Origin of the sequence: Synechococcus sp. MU1617 (assembly GCF_020514235.1) — a bacterium.
Taxonomy (GTDB): Bacteria; Cyanobacteriota; Cyanobacteriia; order PCC-6307; family Cyanobiaceae; genus Parasynechococcus.
In genome coordinates this window covers 391,571-411,437 of record NZ_VTLB01000001.1, presented here as the reverse complement: position 1 = coordinate 411,437, position 19,867 = coordinate 391,571, and the positions used below count along the sequence as shown (strand labels likewise).

Here is a 19,867-nt window from a genome sequence, read left to right as displayed (position 1 = left end):
GTGCTGTTGATCCCAGAGATCCAGCCATGAACATCGTTGTCCTCAACCGTTCGGATTGGCTGGATGAACGGAATGTTCGTCTTGTGGATCGGCGGGCGGATCACATCCGTTCGGTGCTTCGGGCCGCAGTGGGCGACAGCATCCGGGTTGGTGAGCTGAATGGCGATCTGGGCCAGGGCCGAATCTGTGCGCTGGATGCAGATGCAGTGGTGCTGGAGGTGGACCTCAACAAGCCACCGCCGCCCCGCCATCGGTTCGACATTGTTCTGGCCCTGCCGAGGCCCAAGGTGCTGCGCCGCCTGTTCCGCACTGTGGCCGAATACGGGGTGGCCAACCTGCATCTGATCAACAGTGCCCGGGTTGAAAAGAGCTATTGGCAGTCGCCTTTGCTTGCACCCGAGAAGATTCACGATGCCCTGCTTGCTGGGATGGAGCGCGCCAGCGACACGGTGGCGCCCCGGGTGCATCAGCACAGGCGCTTTCGCCCCTTTGTTGAAGACCAGCTCAAGGAGCTTTGTGCCGGACGCCCCTGCTGGATGGCCCAGATGGGGGCCTCTCTTCCGTTACGCGACACCCCACCGGGGGCTGCCGTGGTGATGGTGGGGTCGGAGGGTGGTTTTGTGCCGTTTGAACTGGAGTTGGCTCAGGCGGTGATCGCGCAGCCTGTGCATCTGGGATCGCGCACCTTGAGCGTGGACACGGCCCTCACCACCGCGCTGGCCCAGGGATGATGGTGATGCGTGTGTTGCTTCAACGGCGACGGCAATGAACGATCTGGCTGGATTGCAAGCTCTTGTGGAGGACGTCGGGTCCGGCAACGTCATCGATGCCGAACTGCTCGATGGGTGTCCGGTGGAAGCCCACGAACTGGATGAAATGGATGCGTCCCAGGCCGCGCAGGTCGCCGCCCATTGCTTCGGCCTGCTCTTCGATCACAAGGTGGAGCAGCTGGAGGGAATCGAGGCGGATCTTGATGCAGGCCTGTGGACCGGAACCGTTGATGGCTTCGGGTTTCGGATCAGTCGTGATGACGTCGGCGATCTTGTCCTCGATTTCTCGAGCCAGCAGGCGTGACGGTTGATGAGCTGCGCAGCGACCTGACGGCCCGGCTTGGTGAGCAGGTGGAGCAGGTCTTCACCCGCGATGGAGCCCCTGTTGATGACATCACCGAGCTCTATCAGCCCTCTCCGGCGGGTTTTGGCGGCCAGCTGCGACTGCAACGCAGCGGCCGCCGCCTGGCCTGGGAGCTTTGGCTGGAAGACGGTGACTCTTGGAACTTCCATGCAGCCGACCTGGCCGAGTAAGCCGACTCGCTACAGCGTCTGCGGATGCAGGCGACTGGGGCGATAGGAGAGCAGGAATTTCTGCTCGTCCTTGGCCTTGCGTTTGACGGCCGTGATCAGGTCTTCCCCGGTGTTCCAGACCCAGATCTGATCGCTGCTGTCTGCCTCTTCAATGCTCGTGCTGAGCGGTGAGCCGTGACGGGCCCGCAATCCGGCCAGCACCTCTGTCATGTCGTCGATGGCGAACTCGTAGGCCAGCGATTTCAGGCCCTGGGTCTGGCTCAATTCAAAGGTGACCCGGGAGACCGGCAACCGGTCCAACAGCACGTCGTGGGCTTCAAATCGCTCCTGAGCCCGATCTCCGGTCGATTGAACTGGCCCCAGATGGGCATCCACCTGCTCCAGCGGCATTCCCCAAGCCAAACCTTCCACACAGGCTGAAGCCGGGGTCCCATGAAGGAACACCACAACCACTGCCATCAGGGCAATCAGGAGTGATCTCACTGTTGGTTATGCCCCGTGATGCGTTGTGCCCATTCTGCAGAGCCTGTCTTTTTCTTTCCCTAAAGACAACTGAAGAATCATGTGCTTTGAATCGATTGCTGGGGCTTCAAGACCAAGCTTCGTGGGTCAAAACACCTATCCATGCGTCACCTTCTTTCTCTCGCGCTTGCCGCTTTGATCGCGTTGTTTGCGCCTTCCATGGTTTCCGCTGCAGATGTGGCCCATGGTGAGCAGGTGTTCTCGTCCAATTGCGCGGCCTGCCACATCGGAGGCGGCAACGTTGTGAACGGTCAGCGCACGCTCCAACAGGACGATCTCAAGGCGTATCTCGCCAACTACAACGACGGCCATGAAGAAGCCATTGCGTATCAGGTGACCAATGGCAAGAACGGTATGCCTGCTTTCGGCCCAAAACTGAGCGATGCAGATATTGCTGATGTTGCTGCTTACGTCGAATCCCAATCGGTCAAAGGCTGGTCTTGATTCAACTGTCTTGACCACATCGCAAATCTGAGCCCAACGCTCTCCAACCGTCCCCTGGCTGGTGCACCGGTCAGGGGCTTTTTGATGTGGAACTGACGCTCTGTGGTGGCGCCGGTAGGGTGGGGTGCTGGTTTCAGCGGGGAACAGCCGCTGAAGGAAACGGGGAAAGAGCAGTGAAAATCTGCCGCTGTCCCGCAGCTGTGAAACGTCGGCTCTCCGCCCACGTCAGTCAGAACGCCCGCCAGATCAAACCGACGAGGATCGACTTTTGAATTCTTTGCCACTGGCCCTGCGCAGGCCGCTGCAGATCGCCGGCCCTTCGCTTCTGGCGGTTCTTCTCCTGGCCAGTCCGGCGTTCGCCCACCACCCCTTTGGCATGGGCGACAGCGCTGCCCTCACCCCCCTGCAGGGATTGCTCAGTGGCGTTGGTCATCCGCTGCTGGGTCCTGACCATCTCCTGTTTCTGCTGGCCATCGCCTTCATCGGCCTGCAACGTCCCCGCGCCTGGGTGATTCCTCTGCTGGCTGCAGGCCTGGGCGGCAGTGTTCTGTCGCAGTTCATCCCCCTGCCGGATGCCGTGGCTCCCTGGGCGGAGGCCATGGTCTCCCTCAGCCTTGTGGTGGAGGGTTTGATGGCTCTCACCGTGGCCTCCACCCGTTGGTTGCTGCCGCTGGTGGCCCTGCATGGTTTTCTGCTGGGCAGCACCATCGTTGGAGCAGAACCCACCCCGCTGTTCACCTATTTCCTGGGCCTGCTGATTGGTCAAGGCGCGCTGCTGCTGGTGGTGAGCAACTGGTCCAAGTCTCTGGTTGAGCGCCTCGGCTCTCAGGGGCAACGGCTTGGTGCAGGCATCTGGATGGGCATCGGCATGGCCTTTGCCTGGGTGGCTCTGATCGACTGAAACCCCTTGTTGCGTCCTGCCCAAATGGCTTGACGCCAAGAGAGGGATGTTGCGTCATGGGCACATCGCCCATGACCCATGACGCTTGTTCGGCAACTGCTGATGGCTCCTGCTGCCCTTGGCCTTCTGGCCACCGGCGCTAATGCCGCCGAGTTGAACATCAACGGCGTTTCTGATTACGCGGCCACATCCAGTGGCAACAGCCTTGATCAGGTCACCAGCGTCACCCAATTCTCCGACGTCTACCCCACCGACTGGGCCTATCAGGCTCTGGCCAACCTGGTGGAGACCTACGGCTGCGTCGCCGGTTACCCCAACGGCACCTTCCGTGGCAACCGGGCCATGACCCGCTACGAAGCGGCTGCCCTGCTGAACGCCTGCCTCGACCGGATCACTGAAGTGACCGACGAGCTGCGTCGTCTGCTCAAGGAATTCGAAACCGAGCTGGCCATCCTCAAGGGTCGCGTTGACGGCCTCGAGGCCCGCGTTGGCGAACTGGAAGCAACCCAGTTCTCCACCACCACCAAACTCAAGGGCCAAGCCACCTGGGTGTTCGGAGCCAGCCGCTTCAAGGGCTCCGCATCCCGGTTGCGTTCGGAGAGCAATGAAGCGTTGGGCGGCACCACGTTCAATTACGACCTTCAGCTGGGGTTGGAGACCTCCTTCACCGGCAAGGATCAATTGACCACGGTGTTGCGTGGCGGCAACTTCGACGGAGACGGAAACGTCTTCGGCAGTGGAGGGCCCTCTGGCCTCGCCACTCTGGAAACTGCGTTTCAGGAGGGTGATCGCCCCAATCTGGTGGCAATCGACAAACTCTTCTATTCCTTCCCGTTGGGGGATGAGATCACCATCACCACTGGCCCGGTTGTTGGCCAGGAAGACATGCTCGCGATCTGGCCGAGCGTCTATCCCAGTGATCCGATTCTCGATGTGCTCACGGTGAATGGAGCTCCGGGGGCCTACAACAAAAACAAAGGTGCGGGCGTGGGCATCAGCTGGGCCGCGGAAAGCGGAGCCCGCGCGTCGGCCAACTATGTGGCGGCCAATGGTGCCTCAAGCGACACCCGCTCCGGTGGTTTCGCCACCGACGAGGCGGGGGGCACCGGCACGCTGCAGCTGGGTTGGGAGGGTGACAACTGGGGCGTTGCTGCCCTCTATTCCAAGGTTCAGAACGGTCAAGACCTGATCGTGTACGCCACGCCCTTCGTCAGGGATCGCTTCAGTGATCGGGGCGTGACCCACGCCTATGCCCTTGGGGGTTTCTGGCAGCCATTGGAGAGCGGCTGGCTTCCTTCGCTGTCGCTCGGTTGGGGCATCAATCAATCCGACACCCAGCGCAAGGGCCAGGTGAGGACCAGTCAGTCCTGGAGGGCTGGGCTGCAGTGGAACGATGTGTTGATGGCGGGGAACAACGCCGGAATGGCTGTGGGCCAGCCTGTTTTTGCGACCGATCTGCGAGGTGGCGACACCCCTGCTGATGGCCAGTTCATCTGGGAGTGGTGGTACCAGTTCCAGGTCACCGACAACATCAGTGTCACCCCGGCGCTGTTCTATCTGTCGCGACCGATGGGTGAGCTCACACCGGACGGTTCAACCTTCCGGCAACTGGGCGGTTTGATCAAAACGACATTTGTTTTCTGAGCTGTGAATCAATAGAGACGTCGCGCGGTTGCAACGGATCCACCTGTTGTTGAAGGCCCCGTTGAACGTGGTGGCAGCCCGTCACCTCGCCCATGCTTCGGATTCAAGGGGATGCCCAGTTGCTCCGCGCCCTGCTGCTGCACGTCAACGAGCAGGTGTTGGCTGCAGTTGAGAAAAGATCTCAATTTGGAGGGCTTATTGAGAATGACTTGCAATATCGACAAGAGATCTGTACTGTTGCGAGTAATTCTCAATCGCGATAGCCCGTGACCGCGTCCGCTTACCGCTTCCTGCCGGACAATCCGACAGCTCCGTTGAGCATGCCCCGTCTACAGACGGTGCTGATTGATCCGGCAGGGCGTGATCAAGCCTCTGTTCTTGAAGTGATTGAAGGGGTGTGCCGCGTGTACTGCCCCTGCGAAGAAACGGAAGGAATGACTCTGGCGTTTCTGCAGTCGGGTGATCGTTTGCGCACCGATCGTCTTTGCAGCGAAGGCGTTTGCATCGAGGCGCTCACCGCTTTGAAATTTCGGCGTGATGCTGTCTCAACCGACGAGCTGGGCCTTGATGCGGTGAATGAATGGACGCTCCAGCTGCTGCGAGTCCGCCATCTCGGTCAGGCCGAGCAGCGTCTTCATGCTCTTTTGGCTCTTTTGGTGAATCGTCTAGGCGTCCGTTGCAGCGATTGTTATCAGCTTCCTTTTCGTCTCACTCATGATCGCTTTGGTGAGCTGATTGGTGCTACACGGGTAACCACAACACGTCTCCTCTCCAAATGGCGCCAAGCGGATCTGGTGGCTATGGCACCTGGGGATGTCACCATGCGGATTTCACCTGAGCTTATCAATTCTTCACCACTCCAGTTCTGAAGGTCGTGAACTCTCTCGGTTTACTTGGTGACCTTTGCAGGGAAGTTGAATGGATTTGGCGGCGTATACAGTGCGCCTCTCATTCCATTCAACGATGCCAGGATCGGCGATTAGAAGAGCGGCTTCTCGTAGAGATGTCTATTTATCGTTACCGGTGTACGTCAATAAAATCTCTGTTGCCTGAAATTAAATATTATTTTGAGTCTAATTCGATTCAAGAAATTTTGCTTGAAGAGTTGCTTTGTAGATGTTTGTCGGCAGCTCAAAAAGCTTGTTGGCCGCGCTAAATAAAGTTGGAAAAACACTACGATTTGTTGGCCATCAATCGGGCTTGTTTGTGGGTGCCTTCTATCCTTGGAGAGATGCAGGTTTATTGTTGCTTTGATCAAGCTCGTTGTCGATGATTAATAGGGCTGCTGCTTGATTGTCTGCAAACTTCACTCTTCCCAGTAGGTGGGCAAACTCATGTTCTGACTGTGTCTGCATCTCCACCATGGGGTCGAGAAACACAGTTGTTCTTGTGTCGTTTGTACGCTCCGCCGTGGAATACAGCTGTTGCAAAGAGGCTGTAACGTCAATTTCCATTTGGAATGCCGACGCCATGACATCAGCTGGAGATGCCCACCCTTGAAAGGGAGCTTCAACTGCTGTCAACTCAACGCTTTGTCCTCGCGCGATGATGTATTCGGCAACCTTTGCAGCGTGTTGATGTTCACTATTGGACTCGTCGCGGAAGAATCTTGAGAATCCCCGTAATTCGCGTTCGGCAAACCAGATTGCTGCCGCGAAATAGGAGGCGTGGGCTTGCCTCTCCATATTGAGATGGGCTTGGATGGCGTTTAGCAGATCAGTGTCAATTGCTTCAGCAATTGCCCTGCCTGCTGGTCCGCAAACGATCGAAGATGAGGGGCTTGAACTAGATGTTGAAAGCAATTTTTACCCGCTGATATTTAAACGATACATACCGGCGAATTTAAATGCACGCTTGGCGTGTCATTTGCACCAAGTTAAATGAGACTCATTATCAATAGGTAATCAATCTCAGAATTTTCTCCTGCAACTAACATAAAAGTTATTTTTAACGCCAGCCAGCCTGCGCCATCACTTGAACCGCTTTCTTCTGATTTGCACCGATCGCGCTGATGGAGGCGTTGTCGGGGGTAAATCGTCCGTACTGTTTCAGCACGCTTGAGGTTCCCTGACTTTTCAGAGGATATTCGTGGGTTGGTCCAGCAAGTGTCTGGCTCCCCTTCGGAGATGAGAGAAATTCAATCAACTTCAGCGCTTCCCGTTTGTTTTGGGCTGAGGTGGCAATGCCCGCTGCACTGATGTTCACGTGTGCTGGATTGGGCATGATCAATTTCACATTTTTTGCCAGCTCCTGATCACCATTGCCATTGTCTCCGGCTTGCATGCGTGCCAGGTAGTAGTGATTAACGACGCCCACGCCACATTTTTCCTGGGCAACGGCACGTATGAGGGATGTATCTCCTGAGAAGAAGGGCTGCTTGACATTGCCCACCATTGACCTGACCCAGGCTGTTGCTCCGGCTTGACCCTTGAGAACAATTTGGTCAGCAACAAGGGATTGATTGTAGACATTTTTTCTCTTGCGCAGGCAAAGCTTTCCTTTTAATTCCTGCTTGCCGAGATCGTCGTAGCTGTTGATCGTGGAGGTATTAACAAGCTTGGGATTGACAATGATCGAGCGCACGCGTCTTGTTAAGCCAAACCAGCGGTTGGATGGGTCCCGATATCGCGCTGGGATGTTCTTTTTCAGTGTGTTGCTCTGAACCGGCTGCAGCAATCCTGCATTGGCTGCATCATTGATACGCGCAGCATCCACCAAGAGGATCACGTCTGCCTTGGAGTTGCTTCCCTCTCGTTTGAGCCGTTCCACCAGCGAGATTCCGGTGGCTTCAATCAGTCGAACTTTGATCCCTGTTTTTTCGCTAAAACGTTTGAAAACCTGTCGGTCAGTGTTGTAGTGGCGACCCGAATAAACACGCACTTCCTGCGCACCAACAGCAGCGCATCCAACCAGGGGAGTAACGACGCAGAGCCCAGCGAGGACCTTCAGCATGGCTTCATTCTTCATCCCATCATCATAGGTCTTGGATGTCATCTGATATAGCCAGTTTGTGCGATGGTTTCGTATCATTTGGTCGACTCTCTAGGGTGGTCTAAAGTTTTTGCCCTCATTGCGGATGGATCATCTTGTGCGTCCACTGCTTTCACAGGCTGATGTTGATTCCATTTACCAGCAACTGAGTGCTGCCGATCTGCCTTGGCTGGATGGGCGACTCACGGCGGGAGAGCAAGCGGCCTCGGTTAAAAAGAATCACCAACTCGATCCTGAATCCCCTTTGGCGATTCGGGTGGCCAACTTGGTGTCGAACGCATTGAAAGCAGATCCTTTGATCAAGAGTTTCGCTTTGATCCGCAAGGTGCACAGTGTCTTGATCTCCCGCTGTTCGTCTGGCGATGGATATGGATGGCATGTGGATAATCCGTTTTCCCGTTATGGCCGGCGTGATCTATCTTTCACCGCTTTTTTAAGTGAGCCGTCTTCCTATCAAGGTGGAGTTTTGCAATTGCAGACGGGGCAGCATGGTGAGGAATTTTGTTGTTGCGCTGGTGAGATTGTTGTGTACCCCAGCTCTTTATTGCACTGCGTTGCGCCAGTGACGCAGGGGACGCGCTATGCCTGTGTTGGCTGGATCGAAAGCTATGTGAAATCCGCTGAGGATCGTTCCTTGCTGTTCAACCTGGATGCTGGGGCACGCGGATTGCTGGCCAAGCATGGACGTTCGGATGAGCTTGATCTCATTTTTCAGGCCTATACCAATGCTGTGCGGCGGCTCTCTGACTGACGGTGTTTCAAATGATGCGTTGACCTGACTCATTCGTGGAGGCTTGGGCGCTAGCGTTGAACAGAATGACTTTTTGGCGTTGGATCATGGCCAAACCCTCTGCAGTCACTGTGTTTTTAGCCGCTTCATCTCTGCTGCTGGCTTCAGTTGATTTACCGGTGGTGCAGGCCGAGGATGGCGGCGGCTTAAAGGAGTGGTCTACAGATCAAGCTGTCGATGACGACAGTGTGATGAATGATGAGGCTGAGGCTCTTCTCAAAAAAGCCGAGCAAGAAGATATCTGCGTTCCTATTGGAGAGGGCGAGAACTGCTGGTGATTCTTATCCGCTATTGATTTCAGGGGGGATTTACCCCCCCCCCCCTTTTTTGCATAAAAAAAAGCGCCCCTAGGGGCGCTTTGGTCTCGATCAACGAAGGATCAGAACTTGAAGGTCGTTTTTACAAGACCGCCAAACTTGTTGGCACCATCAATCTGATCCTTGCCCTTGGCATCATCAACCCAGAACACTGCGGGAGTAACGGTGATGTTGTCGGTTACAGCGAAATCGTAGTAAGCCTCGATGGCGAAGTTTTGGTCGCCGCCATTGGGCCGGTCACGAATCTCGGTGGCGTAGCTGGAATAGGAACCGAAGCCCAGTCCCAGTTTGTTGCCCTCCATGAAGGCATCATTCCAGTTCAGGCCAACCATCCAGCCCTTCACGGCTTCTGCATTGCCGTAGTACTCACTATCAGCCCAGCCGAAGTCCAGACCCGCACTGATGGTGGGAATGAAGCCGCTGTCTTCAGGTGACCAGTAGCCGCGTAGGCCGACGGCGTGCAGGGGGTGAGCCAAGTTCTTAGCAGTTGGGGTTGAGTAACCCATGGCTGCTTTGGCGGTCGATGACCCATCAGGCTGGCGTGCATTCTTCAGGGCATAGAGCGCTGAGAGGTACCACTTACGGTTGCCGTAGCCAATTTGGCTCAGCAGATAAGCATCGGTGTTTTCACCAAACATGCCTTTTTCTGAATTGCTCGTGGCACCGTCACCACCGTCGGCAACGTAGTTGACAGCAATGTTGAAGGCTGCATCACCAGGATCAACATCCTGACGCCACTGCACACCAAAGCCTTGACCGGTGCTGGCACCCAGAACTGCACCGTATCCACCCAGTTTGAAGGCCTTGAGGATTGGCTTGTAACGGGTGGGCGTTTCGATCATGTAGTAGTTCTCGATCAACGCACCAACGGTGACCTTGAACTCATCCCCAATTGGGAAGCTGTACCAGAGCTTGTCCACCTTCAGGGTGTTATCACCGCTCTTGGCATCGGACAGATAGGAATCTGATTCCGTCCAGACGTTCTTCATGTTGCCCGTGCGCAGACGGGTGTACAGCCGATCCTTACCCGTGAAGGATGTGTCCAGATTCAGGGTGTAGCGGTACGAGAAGTTGAATCCGTCGCTCTCGCAAGCTCCGGCTACTTCCTCGTTGCACTCATCTCGGTCGTCGTACTTAACGGCGCCCATAAAGAAGTCCGCTTGACCACGCAGTTTGGTGGTGGTGGAGAACTGGGTTGCTTCCAGTTCGCCAACGCGGGCCTCGAGGCCGTCAACGCGACCCTTGAGGATGGCCAGCTCGGTTTCGAATTCCTTGAGCAGACGACGCAGCTCGTCGGTCACTTCAGTGATCCGGTCGAGGCAGGCGTTCAGCAGGGCAGCCGCTTCGTAGCGGGTCATGGCCCGGTTGCCACGGAAGGTGCCGTTGGGGTAGCCGGCGACGCAGCCGTAGGTCTCCACCAGGTTGGCCAGAGCCTGATAGGCCCAGTCGGTGGGGTAGACGTCGGAGAATTGGGTGACGCTGGTGACCTGATCAAGGCTGTTGCCACTGGATGTGGCCGCGTAATCAGAAACGCCGTTGATGTTCAGCTCGGCGGCATTAGCGCCGGTGGCCAGAAGGCCAAGGGCAGCAGGAGCCACCAGCAGTTGCTGGAAAAGCTTCATTGAATTCCTCACACAGGAAAGCCCAATACGGGCAGTTCTATTTTGCTCTTCTGATGTGTCGCCTGCTACTCGTTTACTTCATCCTCAAGTAGCTTTCTATACATCTACAAGTGCTTTTGATTCGAGTCTTTGCTGATTCTTCGGATGTAGGCAAGCGTTCTAAACCCTTATAGGTCTCACTTGGCTTGGATTAGATGACTTGATAATTTGTGTCTTTTGTTACTCTGCACGTTGTTCGCAGCCTTGAGAAGAGCAGTATTGTTGTGGAATGATTTCCTGGAATCTTGGCCGAGTCTTCCGAAAAGCGTCTTTCAGCAAGTAAAAAAAAGGGTTGCAAGAAATCCAAATGTTCTAAGTGGAAGGGTGGAGCATGTCGGTGTGGACGTTAATTAATCTGGCGGCAAAATCATCTGATTTTTTAATTCATCAATATAAATCTGTTGATTCTTTCTGAGCTTGCTAATCGTTCTTGATACTGTTGATCTAGTCGATCCAACGATTTCGGCAATGCGTGCATGAGGCAGTGTGTGCTCCAGTAGCAACCCCTCTGATGTTCGCTTACCTAGTCTGTGCATAAGTAACTCAAAAAATTTCATCAGTCGTCTTTCCAGGTTTGCCTCATGCCTCACGATATGCAATTGAATTATCCAGTCCATGATGGAGTCGCTGGTGTTGGATTTTGTTTTACTTCTTGATTTAACAAAACAAGTTGTGTCTGCTACTGCCTCTATCGTGATTTCTAGATCTCTTGGATATTGGAATTTGAAAATGTCTGCTCTACATGCAAAGGCTAAAGTCATATCTTCTGCATTCTTGTATTGGTTGGCCGCAATCCTTATGGCCCCACCCTTTACTATTATTTCTATTTCTTCTCCGGCGTGAGGTCTGTCTAGGGGGAATGTCTCGGACGAATTCAGGAATATTGGCCTCCCTTCCTTGTCTCGATAGTTGTGCTTAGTGTTCATTGATGTGCCGACTTGTTCTTTTTGCTACACCGGCTTGTGCTTAATTTTGTTGTTAGAATCCGTTTGCTATGTATGAAAAAGTGTTGCAAGATTTTGTGCGTATTTGATGCCTTTTATAGCACGATGTGGCTTTTTGGTTTTGTCTTTCCTTGTGATATTTGCTTTCTTTGAGGTCAGGTACGACACAATGCGTCGGCGCGATAAGGGTGCTGTGTCTGTTAATTTTTTATCCACAGTATATTTTCGGCGTTAACGTTCTGGAGTGATTCCATGTGCTCTTCCGTCAGGGCTTGAGCTGCCTTGTTGTGACCATTGATGGAAAGGTGTGATGCTCGTTGGTAGCACCATGCATTGATTTCTTGAAGCGTCTTGTATCTGAGTTGATTAATGTTGTTCATTGGCTTTGAGGCGCTCCTCTGATTATTTTCTATTCCCCGATTGATTCCCGTGGATTTAATTGCTTCTGCTTGTGTTATATGGTTTGTTGCGCCGTGATTATTGACCTTTCTTTGTTTTGTTCTTTTTGCCTGTTCTTGTTGCTTGGGTCAACCCTTTACTGCTAAATGTCTGGATGTGATGAGAACCGTTGTCGCTATTTCTGCATAAATCGTGTGTGGGAATGGTGTGTTCTTCCTGGGATCTTCTGTTTTTTGACCTATACAACAGCGAGTTGATTGCTTGTGATGGTTTCCGCTACGCCCTGTGCCTGTCCGAGTTGCACCTGTGAGGTGCAGGCGTCCCAAGCAGTCGTTCGCGATGGCCAGAGTTTCTGTTCAGATGCCTGTGCCACCGGTCATCCCAACCACGAGCCCTGTCATGGCAGTGGTTCCTGCGGCTGCAGTTGCGCGGAGTGAGGACGTCGGGGTGATTTCACCCCCCTTTCGTACGGGCTGGCCTGAGCAGCATCGTCAGCCCAGACACAGTCACAACAATGGTGAGACCCCCTAGCAGGATTGGGTACAAGGGCTGAAGGTTGAGCCAGCCGAACTGTCCTGTGTGCAGCTTGAGCAGCCAGAAAGCATCAATGTTTTTCTCCAGCAGCAGGCTGTAGAGGGTGCCGGTTCCAGCGGTGATCAGCAGCGGTGCTGCGGCGATCGGCACCAGCCAGCGATGGATGCGCCGCGCCTGTCGACTGGTTGTTCTGGACCCTTTCATTGCTTGCGCAGATGTTGGTGGAGTTCCCGTTCATCACTGCAAGGCATCCAGCGACCGTTGTTCTCGTGAACGCTGCTGCAACCGATTTCAGCCGCCCGCTGCCTGGCTTCGGCTTCGGTGCCATAGAGCCCCTTGCCGTGGGCCATTCCTGGCGTTGGGTTCACCAACAGGGCCAAAACGCCGAAGCTGAGAGCCGATAACGGTTGGATGGCGCGCATCGGTTCAGAAGCCTTCGCAGTGTTCGACGGCTTTGAGGTAATTCATCTTGCCGGGATTTGTTCCTCCCTTGGGATTGATGCTGGCCCGCATGGCGATCTGTGCATCGATGCAGCGGTTGTAGCGATGGGTTTGGACGGCTTGCGGGATCAGCAGAACAGCGATGCTGAGCAGGCTGAGGCTGCTGACGGCCGCCAGTACGGGGTAGGCGTGGGCTCGCACCATCTCGCGAGCCGTGAGCTGTTGTTGGTTGTGATCGCCCATGCGTCGCTTTTTGGTTTCCAGCGTATGGACAGCCTTACGCGTTGATTGGCATCGAGCAACGTGGCTTTCAGCCAAAACCTCGACCCGCAACATGGGAGGGTTCTCCCGCAATTCGAAACTCGATGTGATCGGTGGCGGGGTCGTAGAGGGTGTAATGCCTCCCCCCGCCGATGCCGATCACGCTTCGTTTGGGCACAGCCTGTTCGCTCTGCTGTTCACCGGCATGGTCTTTGACGTGGGATTGGATCGATCCACCGGAAAGCTCCAGTCGGAACTGACGCTGACAGCGCGCCGTAAACAGTCGGTTCACATCCAGCCGCGTCAGCCGATCCAGCAGTACCAGGGCTGAGGTGTCTTCCGTCAGCCGGTCGCCGACATCAGCGGAGCTGCCATGAATCAGAGCGCAGTCGAGTTCGATGAAGCCGAATTGCAGCGATGCCAGCCAGTTGAGATGGTCGGCGTCTACCGCAGCAAGAAGCTCGCCGACCGCAGCCTCGCCTTGCTCTGCTCTGAGGGCTTCAGCCTTGCGTTCGCCGCGGTAACCACACTCCGCCAGAAGTTGCTCTTCCCACCAGCCGTAGATGCAGTCGGGCTGAAGATCAGCGCGCTTCGGCTGCCTCAGGCGCTCGAGCAGTGCATTGCACTTGCGTTGTGATCCGATCAGATCACCGAGAACGAAGAGATTGGCAACACCCCGCTGTTGCTTTAACTCCTTCTGAATCTGCTCGTACAGATCGAGGTCTCCTTGGAGACCACTCACCAGGGCCCAGCGTTCCATCAGCGCTCACACACGTGGCTGGCGTCTTCAGCCCGCTCGGCGTATTCGAAGCCGTGGCTGAGCCTCCAGGCAAACACCTCAGGTAAGCCCGCATCAACGATCGCTCGACAGGTTTTGGCGACGTCGTAGTCGACCTCTCGAATCGTCACCTCTCCGGTGTTGTCGTTATGGATGACATAAGTCGCTTTGGTGCTGCCATGACGCGGTTCCCCAACGGAACCTGCGTTAACGATTTGCCGCATCGGCAGTTCCAGCTCCTGCTCTGTTGGTGCGCCTTGAGCGCGTTGTTGCACCTTCACCCGAATGGACCCCTGCCGTAGCTCGCGCACATAGGGCTGGTGGGTGTGGCCGCAGAACAAGGTTTCCGCCCCTGCAGTTTCCACCCGCTCAAGGGCCGCAAAAGCATTCATGTCAGGCAACAGATATTCGTGCTGACTGTTCGGACTGCCATGCACAAACAGCAGCTTGTCGCGCCGCAGTGTCATTGGAAGTTCAGCCAGAAAGGCCTTGTTCTCGTCCGTCAGCAGCTCGGCTGTCCAGTGATGGGCGCGATGGCCTCGTCGTTCCGCCAGCTGGGAGGGATAGCTGCATTCACAGGCATTCAGACCGTCAATGATGTCTTCGTCCCAGCACCCCTGGCAGCTGGGAATTTCGCGCTGACGCACCAGTTCCACCACTTCATTGGGTTGGGGTCCATAGCCGACAAGGTCGCCAAGGCAGGTGATGGTTTGGATGCCCTGGGAGTCGATGTCGTCGAGCACGGCCTCCACGGCCGCAAGGTTGGCATGCAAACAGGAGATGACGGCGTGGTTCATGTCAATCAGCCTTGCGATGTGGGTTGTTGTTGCTGGAGCTGTTGTTGCTGTATGGCGAGCACGTCATCCGCGAGCAGACAGTCGTTGATGGTGGCTTGCATGCCTTCAGGGTTGAGTGCCTTTCCCTGAACAACGAGCTCTGAGGTTCGACTGGGGCGACCTTGCGGCGGTGCTGTGGTGTCCAGGGGCAGGAACTGGGATGACTCCTGGGAAACCATCCAATTGCAGAAGAATGCCCGCCCGTCAGGAAGATTCATCAGGCCTTTGGCTCGGTACACATCGCCGTAGGCACCGTTGACGAGTTCAAACCAGAAGCTGCTCAGGCTGTTGGGATCCCAGACAGAACGGGCAAGGGAGGTGTGCCAGGCCTCGAGCTTGCTGAACTCCAAGGTGTCCTTAGCGGGCAATTCAGGGTCTCGCCCGAAGTGCAGCAGTTGGTCGGGGTGCAGCTGCAAGGCCTCCAGCTTGGAGCGAACGTCGTCTCCGAGACCTTCAATGCCCTTCTGGCTGGGGTGATGAAACTGCTGCACTTCGATCAGGGTCAGCCCATCGTTGTCCTGCTTCAGTTCCGCACCATTGGACGGCGTCGGCTCTTCAAGTCTGGGCACTTGGTCTTTAAGCCAGGCCAGGTCGATTCCGCTGTCTGCCCCCTGCTCGAGACCTGCTTTCTTGTCTCCCTTCAGCCGCAGGTAGGCGCAGGGGCCTTGATGCTGCTGAAGCCTTTGGAGCGCCCAGGTTGTTTTCCCGCACCCCGGAGGGCCTGAAATCAGGCACACCTGACCCATCGCAACCCCCTCGAAATTCGAGAATCATTCTCATTATGAGCCGTTGTCGCCGCCTTGTCCCGTCCTCTTCTTGTTGTTGGACGCTTGGTATCGCTTGCTGTGGCGCTCCCTGCTTCTCTCGCTAAGGTCGTCAGAACCCGGTTTTGATCTATGCAGGCCTTGGAGTTCCTCGCCCTCGTGCTGGTGAACTTGGCTCTGACGGTTTATCTGGTTGAAAAGGGGACCAAGTTCTGGAAGGAGCAGCGCCGCCTGAAGCGCCTTGTCAACCAGCATCCTGAAATGAACGGGGTGCATCCCGATGAGGATGGTCTCTTTGTGTTTGAGAGCGATGATTCGCTAAAGGTGCTTGTGCTGGAGAACGATCAGCCCGGTGCTGATGAGCCCTTCTACGTCAGAGAAGAGGATCTCGAAGAGGAGTGAATGGTTTGGTGCAGGAATGGAACGATGAGTTCATTACCCAGGCTCAGCACGAGCTCAAGGGGATGGTGGCTGACTGGAAATATGACTACGGCGTGAGTGACCGAGATTGTTCGGCCATGTTGCTTTGGATGCTGATCAAGCTCAATCCCGACGCCAAGATTGATGCCGGCCTATTGGATCGGTGAACTGACCACTGGCTAGGTGCAATCACTGATGCCGTTAAGTTCCTGGGAATACACAATGAATGAGTAACCCCCAGCTCAGAACAGGGGGAAACTGCGTCGAACAGGGGGGGATTAGGGAACCCTCCCTTTTTTGTGCCCTGCCTGCAGTGTGTTGGTCCGGCGCTAGATCTGGGGTCTGGCCACAAAAAAGCCCGCCGAAGTGGCGGGCCGGGTGATGGGGGACCCCAATATAACGACCATGGCCACCATATGCAGCGTCTGTTTGTGATCAAGGGCGATGCATAAGTGATATTGCTCCCCCTAGATCTGGGGCTTCAAGAGTATTATCGAGCCATCGGATCAAGATCTGGTGCAGTTGGCCGGGTGATGGGGATTGCTCCGGCTTGATGATTCGCTCCATGGCTGGGGAGAATTTTTTTGTTATCGATGTGAGCGGTTGTGTTGCTCCACTTCAGGCACGTTGCGGCTCAGGTAAAGGGCGTTGCTGAGCCCCATCACAACGGTGCACCCGGCCGGTCCGCAGACCCGATACAGATGATTGCCGATCGATTCCACTGTTCCGTTGCCTTGAACGGAGTAGGGCAGGCGCAGGGTTTCGGCCATGGGATCACGCTTGAAACTGGAGTCGTCCTACGGATCCGCGATTGGACCTGACTGCGACAACCGATACGGGTTTGATTTTCTTCGCGTCTCTCAGCATTCCTTAAGAATCGACTTCCGGGACTGGTGGTGCCTTAGGTGCCTGGAAAATCGCTTGTCTTAAGGCGATTGAGGTGATCGCGCACCTCCAGATCCGGCATGCGCATCACCCGTTGCAGCAGGTTCTGCCGATGGGCGTAGACCCCTTTGCACCCCTTGAGCGGTTCAATCAGCAGATCGAGTTGTCCACACATCACCCACTCGAGGGGTTGTGGGCGCGGATCCAAGGAGATGTCTCCCACTTTTGAGGGGACGTCGTCTCACCACTCCCCTTAACGTGACATGTCTTCTGGGGTTCCGATGAAGGTTCTGCAATCCGTTCTGGCGGTGCTCTTGGTGCTGGTGCTGGGTTGTGCAGCAACCTCAACGGTGTCTGCTGCAACGATTGAGGAGTCGGCCAGTGTTGATCTGATTGCCACGCTGGAAAAGGCTCGGGATGTGCGCGAGCAGGCAGACCTCAAGATTCGGGAAAATCTCAAATTGATGGCGTCGAGTTGTCTGTATATGAGTGATTCGTTGAAGGAGTTGATGGCTCTGGAGAATCAGTTTGAAGACCGCCAGATCGAAGATTTCACCGTAGGAATGGCGGACGCGGTTGAGCTGGAATTACTCGATGAGGAGTCACGCAAGATCAAAGCGCTCTACCGCAGATCTCACTGTGATGATCCGATCATCCTGCGGGAGCAACTTCGGCAGGCTGATCAAAAGCGCAAGGCCTGATTCAGCAGCAGACCCCCGGTCCCTGTGACGGAAGGGGCCGGGGGTCTGTGTCTGAACAGTGTTGTTCAGGGTTGACGTGGCCGTCCCGTTCCGATGAACAGGCGGCCTAACTCGCTCGTTTGTGCATGACGCAATCCATCAGGTATCGCTGAAGGAAGGTCGAAGCGTCTGGCTTATGGCGCCTGGGGCCATGTTCCAAGGGGTCGGGTGATGGGAGCTCCTTAGGGCACCTGGCACGGTGCAGATGGAGTGCCGATCGGCCTGGCCTTTCGCACAAGGCCTGTCGAAGGGCTCACCCAACAAGAGGTGTGAAAACTGTTGGAGCAGGGGCCTGAAAGTCAGCTTGCTTCTGATGTCTGCTCGGTTGGACCGTCGTCTCGCATGGACGCCTCCGATCTCGATGCACACAGTCTTGGGGCTGGGCCAGGCCCTGACAATCCGCACGAACACGCATTGCCTTTCAGGGGAGAAATAGCTGAAAGTGGGGGTGGCGTGGCAGACATCTCATTAGCCTTAACCACCGTGCGAGGCTGATGACCATTCCCTTCGGCACGCCTGAGCCTTCGGATGGTCTGCTGAACAAGTCGGTGTCTTCCACCCGACTTCGCGCTTGGTTGAACACTCGTCTCCGCCAGCTCGCGGTGGGGCAGCGGATTCAGGATGCGCGTGCCCTGCGAAATGAATTTCTGGTGGAGTGATGTTGATCGCGTGCTGCTTGGGTGAGCGTCAGAGCTCGTCCTGCTCACCCTCCACACGGCTTCGATCGATCCAGGCACACATTTGCCGAAGTGCAGCTTCATCCATCTCCACCAGATGATCGGCCCACTCCTGCATGATCAGTTGGAGGTGATCAGGATTGTGGATGGTGAGCTCCGGGCCCATCAGCACGTATTTGATGCTGAGCAGTTTCCAGGCCTGGGCCTCGAGCAACCAGGGGTGAGCTGCCAGTAACCGTTCCACCCGGCTGATCGGCTGATATTCACTGTCCATGGGCTGATTCAGTGCCGAGACACCTACGCAGCCTTCTGGCTTCGCTGATGGGCCTGAAGCGCAAGGAAAAGCGCGCGGGGATTGCCGTAACGGTCAGGGAGGGCCTGATGCAGTCGGTTCAGTCGTTGCCAGCAGACGCTCTCTCTGGCCTCTCCTTCTTTCACGCCATCCGCCACCAGGTATTCCATGGCGCGGGTGTACAGCGCTTCAGTTTCCCGCAGTTCTGCCAGGGACGGTTCTTGGGTGAAGGTGACTACTGCCATCTCGTCGCGATATCACTGATCGCTACCCATTGACGCCTGGGCAGGGTCTTGACCTCTACCCCCATCTGGGGTGAATCGTTCGCTCAGATTTGAACCATCCCGCAGCGCATTCCCTTCAACACCGCCTGAACCCGGTTGTTCACTTCAAGGGTGCGCAACAGCCGCTTGGTGTAGGTACGCGCGGTCTCTTCGGTGACGATGAGATCTTCGGCAATTTCCCGGTCGGACATGCCGCGGGCGAGGCGGTCGAGAACTTCGTATTCCCGTGGTGTTAGTCGCGGGCAGCTGAGATAGGGAAGTTCATCCGAGCGCAGGGATGGGCTGCGGTAGGAGTGATGCCCCATTACCGCAAGCACTGCTGCCTCAAGGGGTTTGCGGTCTTCGATGATGTCGGCTTCGGCAACCACGGCTTCCAGCCAGGGTGCATTGTCGTACTCCACCGGAATGGCATCGCTCAACGCCAGCACCACAACTTTCAGGCCGGGTTGATGTTCTCGGGCTTTGCGTGCCAGCTCAAAGCCATTGCCTTTTTCAAGCAGATCCGTGCAGAGAAGCAGCTCAAATGAATTCCTTTTGAGATAACTCAGGCAGGACTCTTCATCAGTGACAGCACATCCGATGCGAGATCTTTCGCTGAAACTTTCGCAGAAACAGCGCAGGAAGAATCTCCCCTTCATTGCTAAGGCAATGCTTCCGTTGATGGCAACGGAAAGCAGGGGCTCTTCGTCGGGAGATGAGGGTTCGCTCTGCAGGTATGGGGTCAGATCCATGGGATTCCCTGCATCTTTTATCCATCTTTGCGGGCCACCCGGCCCATATGGTTTCGACCGTCGTCAGTCGTCATAGACCCGGCATTCCGGAGCCTCGGGATTCAGGTCGCAATGGACCTCGAGGGAGGTGGGGTCCTTGTGCTCATCGGGATGGTGGCTTCGATAGGTCTCGAGCCCTTCGAGTTCGGTGGCGTAGTGACGCGCCTTGGCCTGGTCTCCGCTCGCTTCCGCCTTGGCTAGTTCCTCACGGTCTTTGGCGATGTGGGTTTCGATTGATTCCACGCTCAAAATTGCAATCAAAGGCATC

Annotated in this window: 31 protein-coding genes and 1 riboswitch; of the genes, 14 read left to right on the top strand and 17 right to left on the bottom strand. The window is 55.7% G+C overall.

All coding sequences use genetic code 11. From position 1 onward, the window contains the following. Nucleotides 1-26 precede the first annotated feature (26 nt). The 3 genes from FZZ90_RS02295 to FZZ90_RS02285 are packed head-to-tail and all read left to right on the top strand — an operon-like array spanning nucleotide 27 to nucleotide 1,304. The gene (locus FZZ90_RS02295; RefSeq protein WP_226424145.1) at nucleotides 27-731 is read left to right on the top strand and encodes a 16S rRNA (uracil(1498)-N(3))-methyltransferase; all 705 of its coding nucleotides are present in this window, start codon (nucleotides 27-29) and stop codon (nucleotides 729-731) included. A gap of 34 nt (nucleotides 732-765) precedes the next feature. Beyond that, nucleotides 766-1,074 carry a hypothetical protein gene (locus FZZ90_RS02290; protein WP_226399374.1) on the top strand — a complete coding sequence of 103 codons (309 nt, stop codon included), beginning with the start codon at nucleotides 766-768 and terminating at the stop codon, nucleotides 1,072-1,074. Beyond that, entirely contained in the window at nucleotides 1,071-1,304 is a 234-nt protein-coding gene (locus tag FZZ90_RS02285; protein WP_226424144.1) for a hypothetical protein, read from the top strand. Before FZZ90_RS02290 ends, FZZ90_RS02285 begins: the two co-directional genes overlap by 4 nt. 9 nt (nucleotides 1,305-1,313) lie before the next feature. Here the strand turns inward: FZZ90_RS02285 and FZZ90_RS02280 are convergent, their stop codons facing one another. Beyond that, a complete protein-coding gene (locus FZZ90_RS02280; protein ID WP_226424143.1) occupies nucleotides 1,314-1,763 on the bottom strand; it encodes a hypothetical protein in 450 nt (149 codons plus the stop codon). A 165-nt stretch (nucleotides 1,764-1,928) separates the two neighbouring features. On the opposite strand from FZZ90_RS02280, the gene FZZ90_RS02275 reads away from it, so the two are divergent. From FZZ90_RS02275 to FZZ90_RS02260, 4 genes are all read left to right on the top strand, one after another. Continuing rightward, complete coding sequence (locus FZZ90_RS02275; protein WP_370631011.1) at nucleotides 1,929-2,270, top strand: c-type cytochrome; 342 nt, start codon at nucleotides 1,929-1,931, stop codon at nucleotides 2,268-2,270. Nucleotides 2,271-2,381: 111 nt separating this feature from the next. Further along, nucleotides 2,382-2,531, top strand: a riboswitch (cobalamin riboswitch). 7 nt (nucleotides 2,532-2,538) lie between these two features. Beyond that, on the top strand, nucleotides 2,539-3,171 hold the full coding sequence (locus FZZ90_RS02270) for a HupE/UreJ family protein (protein WP_226424142.1): 633 nt from the start codon (nucleotides 2,539-2,541) through the stop codon (nucleotides 3,169-3,171). A 78-nt stretch (nucleotides 3,172-3,249) separates the two neighbouring features. Then, nucleotides 3,250-4,815 carry an iron uptake porin gene (locus tag FZZ90_RS02265; RefSeq protein WP_226424141.1) on the top strand — a complete coding sequence of 522 codons (1,566 nt, stop codon included), beginning with the start codon at nucleotides 3,250-3,252 and terminating at the stop codon, nucleotides 4,813-4,815. A 320-nt stretch (nucleotides 4,816-5,135) separates the two neighbouring features. Beyond that, nucleotides 5,136-5,684, top strand: a complete 549-nt coding sequence (locus FZZ90_RS02260; protein ID WP_226424439.1) for a Crp/Fnr family transcriptional regulator — start codon at nucleotides 5,136-5,138, stop codon at nucleotides 5,682-5,684. Between the two features lie 348 nt (nucleotides 5,685-6,032). Here FZZ90_RS02260 and FZZ90_RS02255 read toward each other — a convergent pair whose 3' ends face one another. Together FZZ90_RS02255 and FZZ90_RS02250 are read right to left on the bottom strand one after the other, a co-directional pair. Beyond that, nucleotides 6,033-6,617, bottom strand: coding sequence for a ferritin (locus FZZ90_RS02255; protein ID WP_226424140.1), 585 nt, complete (start codon nucleotides 6,615-6,617; stop codon nucleotides 6,033-6,035). Nucleotides 6,618-6,762: 145 nt separating this feature from the next. Continuing rightward, complete coding sequence (locus FZZ90_RS02250) at nucleotides 6,763-7,809, bottom strand: extracellular solute-binding protein (protein ID WP_226424139.1); 1,047 nt, start codon at nucleotides 7,807-7,809, stop codon at nucleotides 6,763-6,765. A gap of 82 nt (nucleotides 7,810-7,891) precedes the next feature. On the opposite strand from FZZ90_RS02250, the gene FZZ90_RS02245 reads away from it, so the two are divergent. Next, on the top strand, nucleotides 7,892-8,557 hold the full coding sequence (locus tag FZZ90_RS02245; RefSeq protein ID WP_226424138.1) for a Fe2+-dependent dioxygenase: 666 nt from the start codon (nucleotides 7,892-7,894) through the stop codon (nucleotides 8,555-8,557). Nucleotides 8,558-8,643: 86 nt separating this feature from the next. Further along, nucleotides 8,644-8,874: a hypothetical protein gene (locus FZZ90_RS02240; RefSeq protein ID WP_226424137.1), complete on the top strand. Its 231-nt coding sequence runs from the start codon at nucleotides 8,644-8,646 to the stop codon at nucleotides 8,872-8,874. 101 nt (nucleotides 8,875-8,975) lie between these two features. Here the strand turns inward: FZZ90_RS02240 and FZZ90_RS02235 are convergent, their stop codons facing one another. Both FZZ90_RS02235 and FZZ90_RS02230 read right to left on the bottom strand, forming a co-directional pair. Further along, complete coding sequence (locus FZZ90_RS02235) at nucleotides 8,976-10,535, bottom strand: iron uptake porin (protein WP_226424136.1); 1,560 nt, start codon at nucleotides 10,533-10,535, stop codon at nucleotides 8,976-8,978. Nucleotides 10,536-10,924: 389 nt separating this feature from the next. Beyond that, nucleotides 10,925-11,500 carry a helix-turn-helix domain-containing protein gene (locus tag FZZ90_RS02230; RefSeq protein ID WP_226424135.1) on the bottom strand — a complete coding sequence of 192 codons (576 nt, stop codon included), beginning with the start codon at nucleotides 11,498-11,500 and terminating at the stop codon, nucleotides 10,925-10,927. 683 nt (nucleotides 11,501-12,183) lie between these two features. On the opposite strand from FZZ90_RS02230, the gene FZZ90_RS02225 reads away from it, so the two are divergent. Continuing rightward, a complete protein-coding gene (locus FZZ90_RS02225; protein ID WP_226424134.1) occupies nucleotides 12,184-12,354 on the top strand; it encodes a metallothionein in 171 nt (56 codons plus the stop codon). Between the two features lie 16 nt (nucleotides 12,355-12,370). Here FZZ90_RS02225 and FZZ90_RS02220 read toward each other — a convergent pair whose 3' ends face one another. From FZZ90_RS02220 to FZZ90_RS02195, 6 genes are all read right to left on the bottom strand, one after another. Next, nucleotides 12,371-12,655 carry a hypothetical protein gene (locus tag FZZ90_RS02220; RefSeq protein WP_226424133.1) on the bottom strand — a complete coding sequence of 95 codons (285 nt, stop codon included), beginning with the start codon at nucleotides 12,653-12,655 and terminating at the stop codon, nucleotides 12,371-12,373. Continuing rightward, nucleotides 12,652-12,873 carry a DUF3721 domain-containing protein gene (locus FZZ90_RS02215; RefSeq protein ID WP_226424132.1) on the bottom strand — a complete coding sequence of 74 codons (222 nt, stop codon included), beginning with the start codon at nucleotides 12,871-12,873 and terminating at the stop codon, nucleotides 12,652-12,654. Before FZZ90_RS02215 ends, FZZ90_RS02220 begins: the two co-directional genes overlap by 4 nt. Nucleotides 12,874-12,877: 4 nt before the next feature. After that, entirely contained in the window at nucleotides 12,878-13,135 is a 258-nt protein-coding gene (locus tag FZZ90_RS02210; protein WP_226424131.1) for a hypothetical protein, read from the bottom strand. Nucleotides 13,136-13,202: 67 nt separating this feature from the next. After that, entirely contained in the window at nucleotides 13,203-13,913 is a 711-nt protein-coding gene (locus tag FZZ90_RS02205; protein WP_226424130.1) for a phosphoesterase, read from the bottom strand. Beyond that, on the bottom strand, nucleotides 13,913-14,728 hold the full coding sequence (locus tag FZZ90_RS02200) for a metallophosphoesterase (protein ID WP_226424129.1): 816 nt from the start codon (nucleotides 14,726-14,728) through the stop codon (nucleotides 13,913-13,915). The genes FZZ90_RS02205 and FZZ90_RS02200 overlap by 1 nt, the downstream gene beginning before the upstream one ends. 5 nt (nucleotides 14,729-14,733) lie before the next feature. After that, complete coding sequence (locus FZZ90_RS02195) at nucleotides 14,734-15,513, bottom strand: GTP-binding protein (RefSeq protein WP_226424128.1); 780 nt, start codon at nucleotides 15,511-15,513, stop codon at nucleotides 14,734-14,736. A 150-nt stretch (nucleotides 15,514-15,663) separates the two neighbouring features. On the opposite strand from FZZ90_RS02195, the gene FZZ90_RS02190 reads away from it, so the two are divergent. Both FZZ90_RS02190 and FZZ90_RS02185 read left to right on the top strand, forming a co-directional pair. Continuing rightward, the gene (locus FZZ90_RS02190) at nucleotides 15,664-15,933 is read left to right on the top strand and encodes a hypothetical protein (RefSeq protein ID WP_226424127.1); all 270 of its coding nucleotides are present in this window, start codon (nucleotides 15,664-15,666) and stop codon (nucleotides 15,931-15,933) included. Between the two features lie 5 nt (nucleotides 15,934-15,938). Next, nucleotides 15,939-16,118: a hypothetical protein gene (locus FZZ90_RS02185; protein WP_186493370.1), complete on the top strand. Its 180-nt coding sequence runs from the start codon at nucleotides 15,939-15,941 to the stop codon at nucleotides 16,116-16,118. Nucleotides 16,119-16,538: 420 nt separating this feature from the next. Here the strand turns inward: FZZ90_RS02185 and FZZ90_RS02180 are convergent, their stop codons facing one another. Both FZZ90_RS02180 and FZZ90_RS02175 read right to left on the bottom strand, forming a co-directional pair. Then, nucleotides 16,539-16,721 carry a hypothetical protein gene (locus FZZ90_RS02180; protein WP_226424126.1) on the bottom strand — a complete coding sequence of 61 codons (183 nt, stop codon included), beginning with the start codon at nucleotides 16,719-16,721 and terminating at the stop codon, nucleotides 16,539-16,541. Nucleotides 16,722-16,852: 131 nt separating this feature from the next. Continuing rightward, a complete protein-coding gene (locus FZZ90_RS02175; protein WP_226424125.1) occupies nucleotides 16,853-17,044 on the bottom strand; it encodes a hypothetical protein in 192 nt (63 codons plus the stop codon). 73 nt (nucleotides 17,045-17,117) lie between these two features. Between FZZ90_RS02175 and FZZ90_RS02170 the strand changes: the two genes are divergently transcribed. Next, nucleotides 17,118-17,537: a hypothetical protein gene (locus tag FZZ90_RS02170; protein WP_226424124.1), complete on the top strand. Its 420-nt coding sequence runs from the start codon at nucleotides 17,118-17,120 to the stop codon at nucleotides 17,535-17,537. A 533-nt stretch (nucleotides 17,538-18,070) separates the two neighbouring features. Further along, complete coding sequence (locus FZZ90_RS02165; RefSeq protein WP_226424123.1) at nucleotides 18,071-18,235, top strand: hypothetical protein; 165 nt, start codon at nucleotides 18,071-18,073, stop codon at nucleotides 18,233-18,235. Between the two features lie 28 nt (nucleotides 18,236-18,263). On the opposite strand, the gene FZZ90_RS02160 is transcribed toward FZZ90_RS02165, so the two are convergent. From FZZ90_RS02160 to FZZ90_RS02145, 4 genes are all read right to left on the bottom strand, one after another. Further along, nucleotides 18,264-18,527 carry a hypothetical protein gene (locus FZZ90_RS02160; RefSeq protein WP_226424122.1) on the bottom strand — a complete coding sequence of 88 codons (264 nt, stop codon included), beginning with the start codon at nucleotides 18,525-18,527 and terminating at the stop codon, nucleotides 18,264-18,266. A 23-nt stretch (nucleotides 18,528-18,550) separates the two neighbouring features. Next, nucleotides 18,551-18,790, bottom strand: a complete 240-nt coding sequence (locus FZZ90_RS02155) for a DUF3136 domain-containing protein (protein ID WP_226424121.1) — start codon at nucleotides 18,788-18,790, stop codon at nucleotides 18,551-18,553. Nucleotides 18,791-18,873: 83 nt separating this feature from the next. After that, on the bottom strand, nucleotides 18,874-19,560 hold the full coding sequence (locus FZZ90_RS02150) for a response regulator transcription factor (protein WP_226424120.1): 687 nt from the start codon (nucleotides 19,558-19,560) through the stop codon (nucleotides 18,874-18,876). A gap of 63 nt (nucleotides 19,561-19,623) precedes the next feature. Next, the gene (locus tag FZZ90_RS02145; RefSeq protein WP_226424119.1) at nucleotides 19,624-19,842 is read right to left on the bottom strand and encodes a CP12 domain-containing protein; all 219 of its coding nucleotides are present in this window, start codon (nucleotides 19,840-19,842) and stop codon (nucleotides 19,624-19,626) included. Nucleotides 19,843-19,867 lie beyond the last annotated feature (25 nt).

Bases quoted from the DNA above. Each gene is read 5' to 3' on its own strand.
- FZZ90_RS02295 (WP_226424145.1), top strand. From the start codon at position 27: ATGAACATCGTTGTCCTCAACCGTTCGGATTGGCTGGATGAACGGAAT.
- FZZ90_RS02290 (WP_226399374.1), top strand. From the start codon at position 766: ATGAACGATCTGGCTGGATTGCAAGCTCTTGTGGAGGACGTCGGGTCC.
- FZZ90_RS02280 (WP_226424143.1), bottom strand. From the start codon at position 1,763: ATGGCAGTGGTTGTGGTGTTCCTTCATGGGACCCCGGCTTCAGCCTGT.
- FZZ90_RS02275 (WP_370631011.1), top strand. From the start codon at position 1,929: ATGCGTCACCTTCTTTCTCTCGCGCTTGCCGCTTTGATCGCGTTGTTT.
- FZZ90_RS02265 (WP_226424141.1), top strand. From the start codon at position 3,250: ATGACGCTTGTTCGGCAACTGCTGATGGCTCCTGCTGCCCTTGGCCTT.
- FZZ90_RS02260 (WP_226424439.1), top strand. From the start codon at position 5,136: ATGCCCCGTCTACAGACGGTGCTGATTGATCCGGCAGGGCGTGATCAA.
- FZZ90_RS02250 (WP_226424139.1), bottom strand. From the start codon at position 7,809: ATGACATCCAAGACCTATGATGATGGGATGAAGAATGAAGCCATGCTG.
- FZZ90_RS02245 (WP_226424138.1), top strand. From the start codon at position 7,892: ATGGATCATCTTGTGCGTCCACTGCTTTCACAGGCTGATGTTGATTCC.
- FZZ90_RS02240 (WP_226424137.1), top strand. From the start codon at position 8,644: ATGGCCAAACCCTCTGCAGTCACTGTGTTTTTAGCCGCTTCATCTCTG.
- FZZ90_RS02235 (WP_226424136.1), bottom strand. From the start codon at position 10,535: ATGAAGCTTTTCCAGCAACTGCTGGTGGCTCCTGCTGCCCTTGGCCTT.
- FZZ90_RS02230 (WP_226424135.1), bottom strand. From the start codon at position 11,500: ATGAACACTAAGCACAACTATCGAGACAAGGAAGGGAGGCCAATATTC.
- FZZ90_RS02225 (WP_226424134.1), top strand. From the start codon at position 12,184: ATGGTTTCCGCTACGCCCTGTGCCTGTCCGAGTTGCACCTGTGAGGTG.
- FZZ90_RS02220 (WP_226424133.1), bottom strand. From the start codon at position 12,655: ATGAAAGGGTCCAGAACAACCAGTCGACAGGCGCGGCGCATCCATCGC.
- FZZ90_RS02215 (WP_226424132.1), bottom strand. From the start codon at position 12,873: ATGCGCGCCATCCAACCGTTATCGGCTCTCAGCTTCGGCGTTTTGGCC.
- FZZ90_RS02210 (WP_226424131.1), bottom strand. From the start codon at position 13,135: ATGGGCGATCACAACCAACAACAGCTCACGGCTCGCGAGATGGTGCGA.
- FZZ90_RS02205 (WP_226424130.1), bottom strand. From the start codon at position 13,913: ATGGAACGCTGGGCCCTGGTGAGTGGTCTCCAAGGAGACCTCGATCTG.
- FZZ90_RS02200 (WP_226424129.1), bottom strand. From the start codon at position 14,728: ATGAACCACGCCGTCATCTCCTGTTTGCATGCCAACCTTGCGGCCGTG.
- FZZ90_RS02195 (WP_226424128.1), bottom strand. From the start codon at position 15,513: ATGGGTCAGGTGTGCCTGATTTCAGGCCCTCCGGGGTGCGGGAAAACA.
- FZZ90_RS02190 (WP_226424127.1), top strand. From the start codon at position 15,664: ATGCAGGCCTTGGAGTTCCTCGCCCTCGTGCTGGTGAACTTGGCTCTG.
- FZZ90_RS02180 (WP_226424126.1), bottom strand. From the start codon at position 16,721: ATGGCCGAAACCCTGCGCCTGCCCTACTCCGTTCAAGGCAACGGAACA.
- FZZ90_RS02170 (WP_226424124.1), top strand. From the start codon at position 17,118: ATGAAGGTTCTGCAATCCGTTCTGGCGGTGCTCTTGGTGCTGGTGCTG.
- FZZ90_RS02165 (WP_226424123.1), top strand. From the start codon at position 18,071: ATGACCATTCCCTTCGGCACGCCTGAGCCTTCGGATGGTCTGCTGAAC.
- FZZ90_RS02160 (WP_226424122.1), bottom strand. From the start codon at position 18,527: ATGGACAGTGAATATCAGCCGATCAGCCGGGTGGAACGGTTACTGGCA.
- FZZ90_RS02155 (WP_226424121.1), bottom strand. From the start codon at position 18,790: ATGGCAGTAGTCACCTTCACCCAAGAACCGTCCCTGGCAGAACTGCGG.
- FZZ90_RS02150 (WP_226424120.1), bottom strand. From the start codon at position 19,560: ATGGATCTGACCCCATACCTGCAGAGCGAACCCTCATCTCCCGACGAA.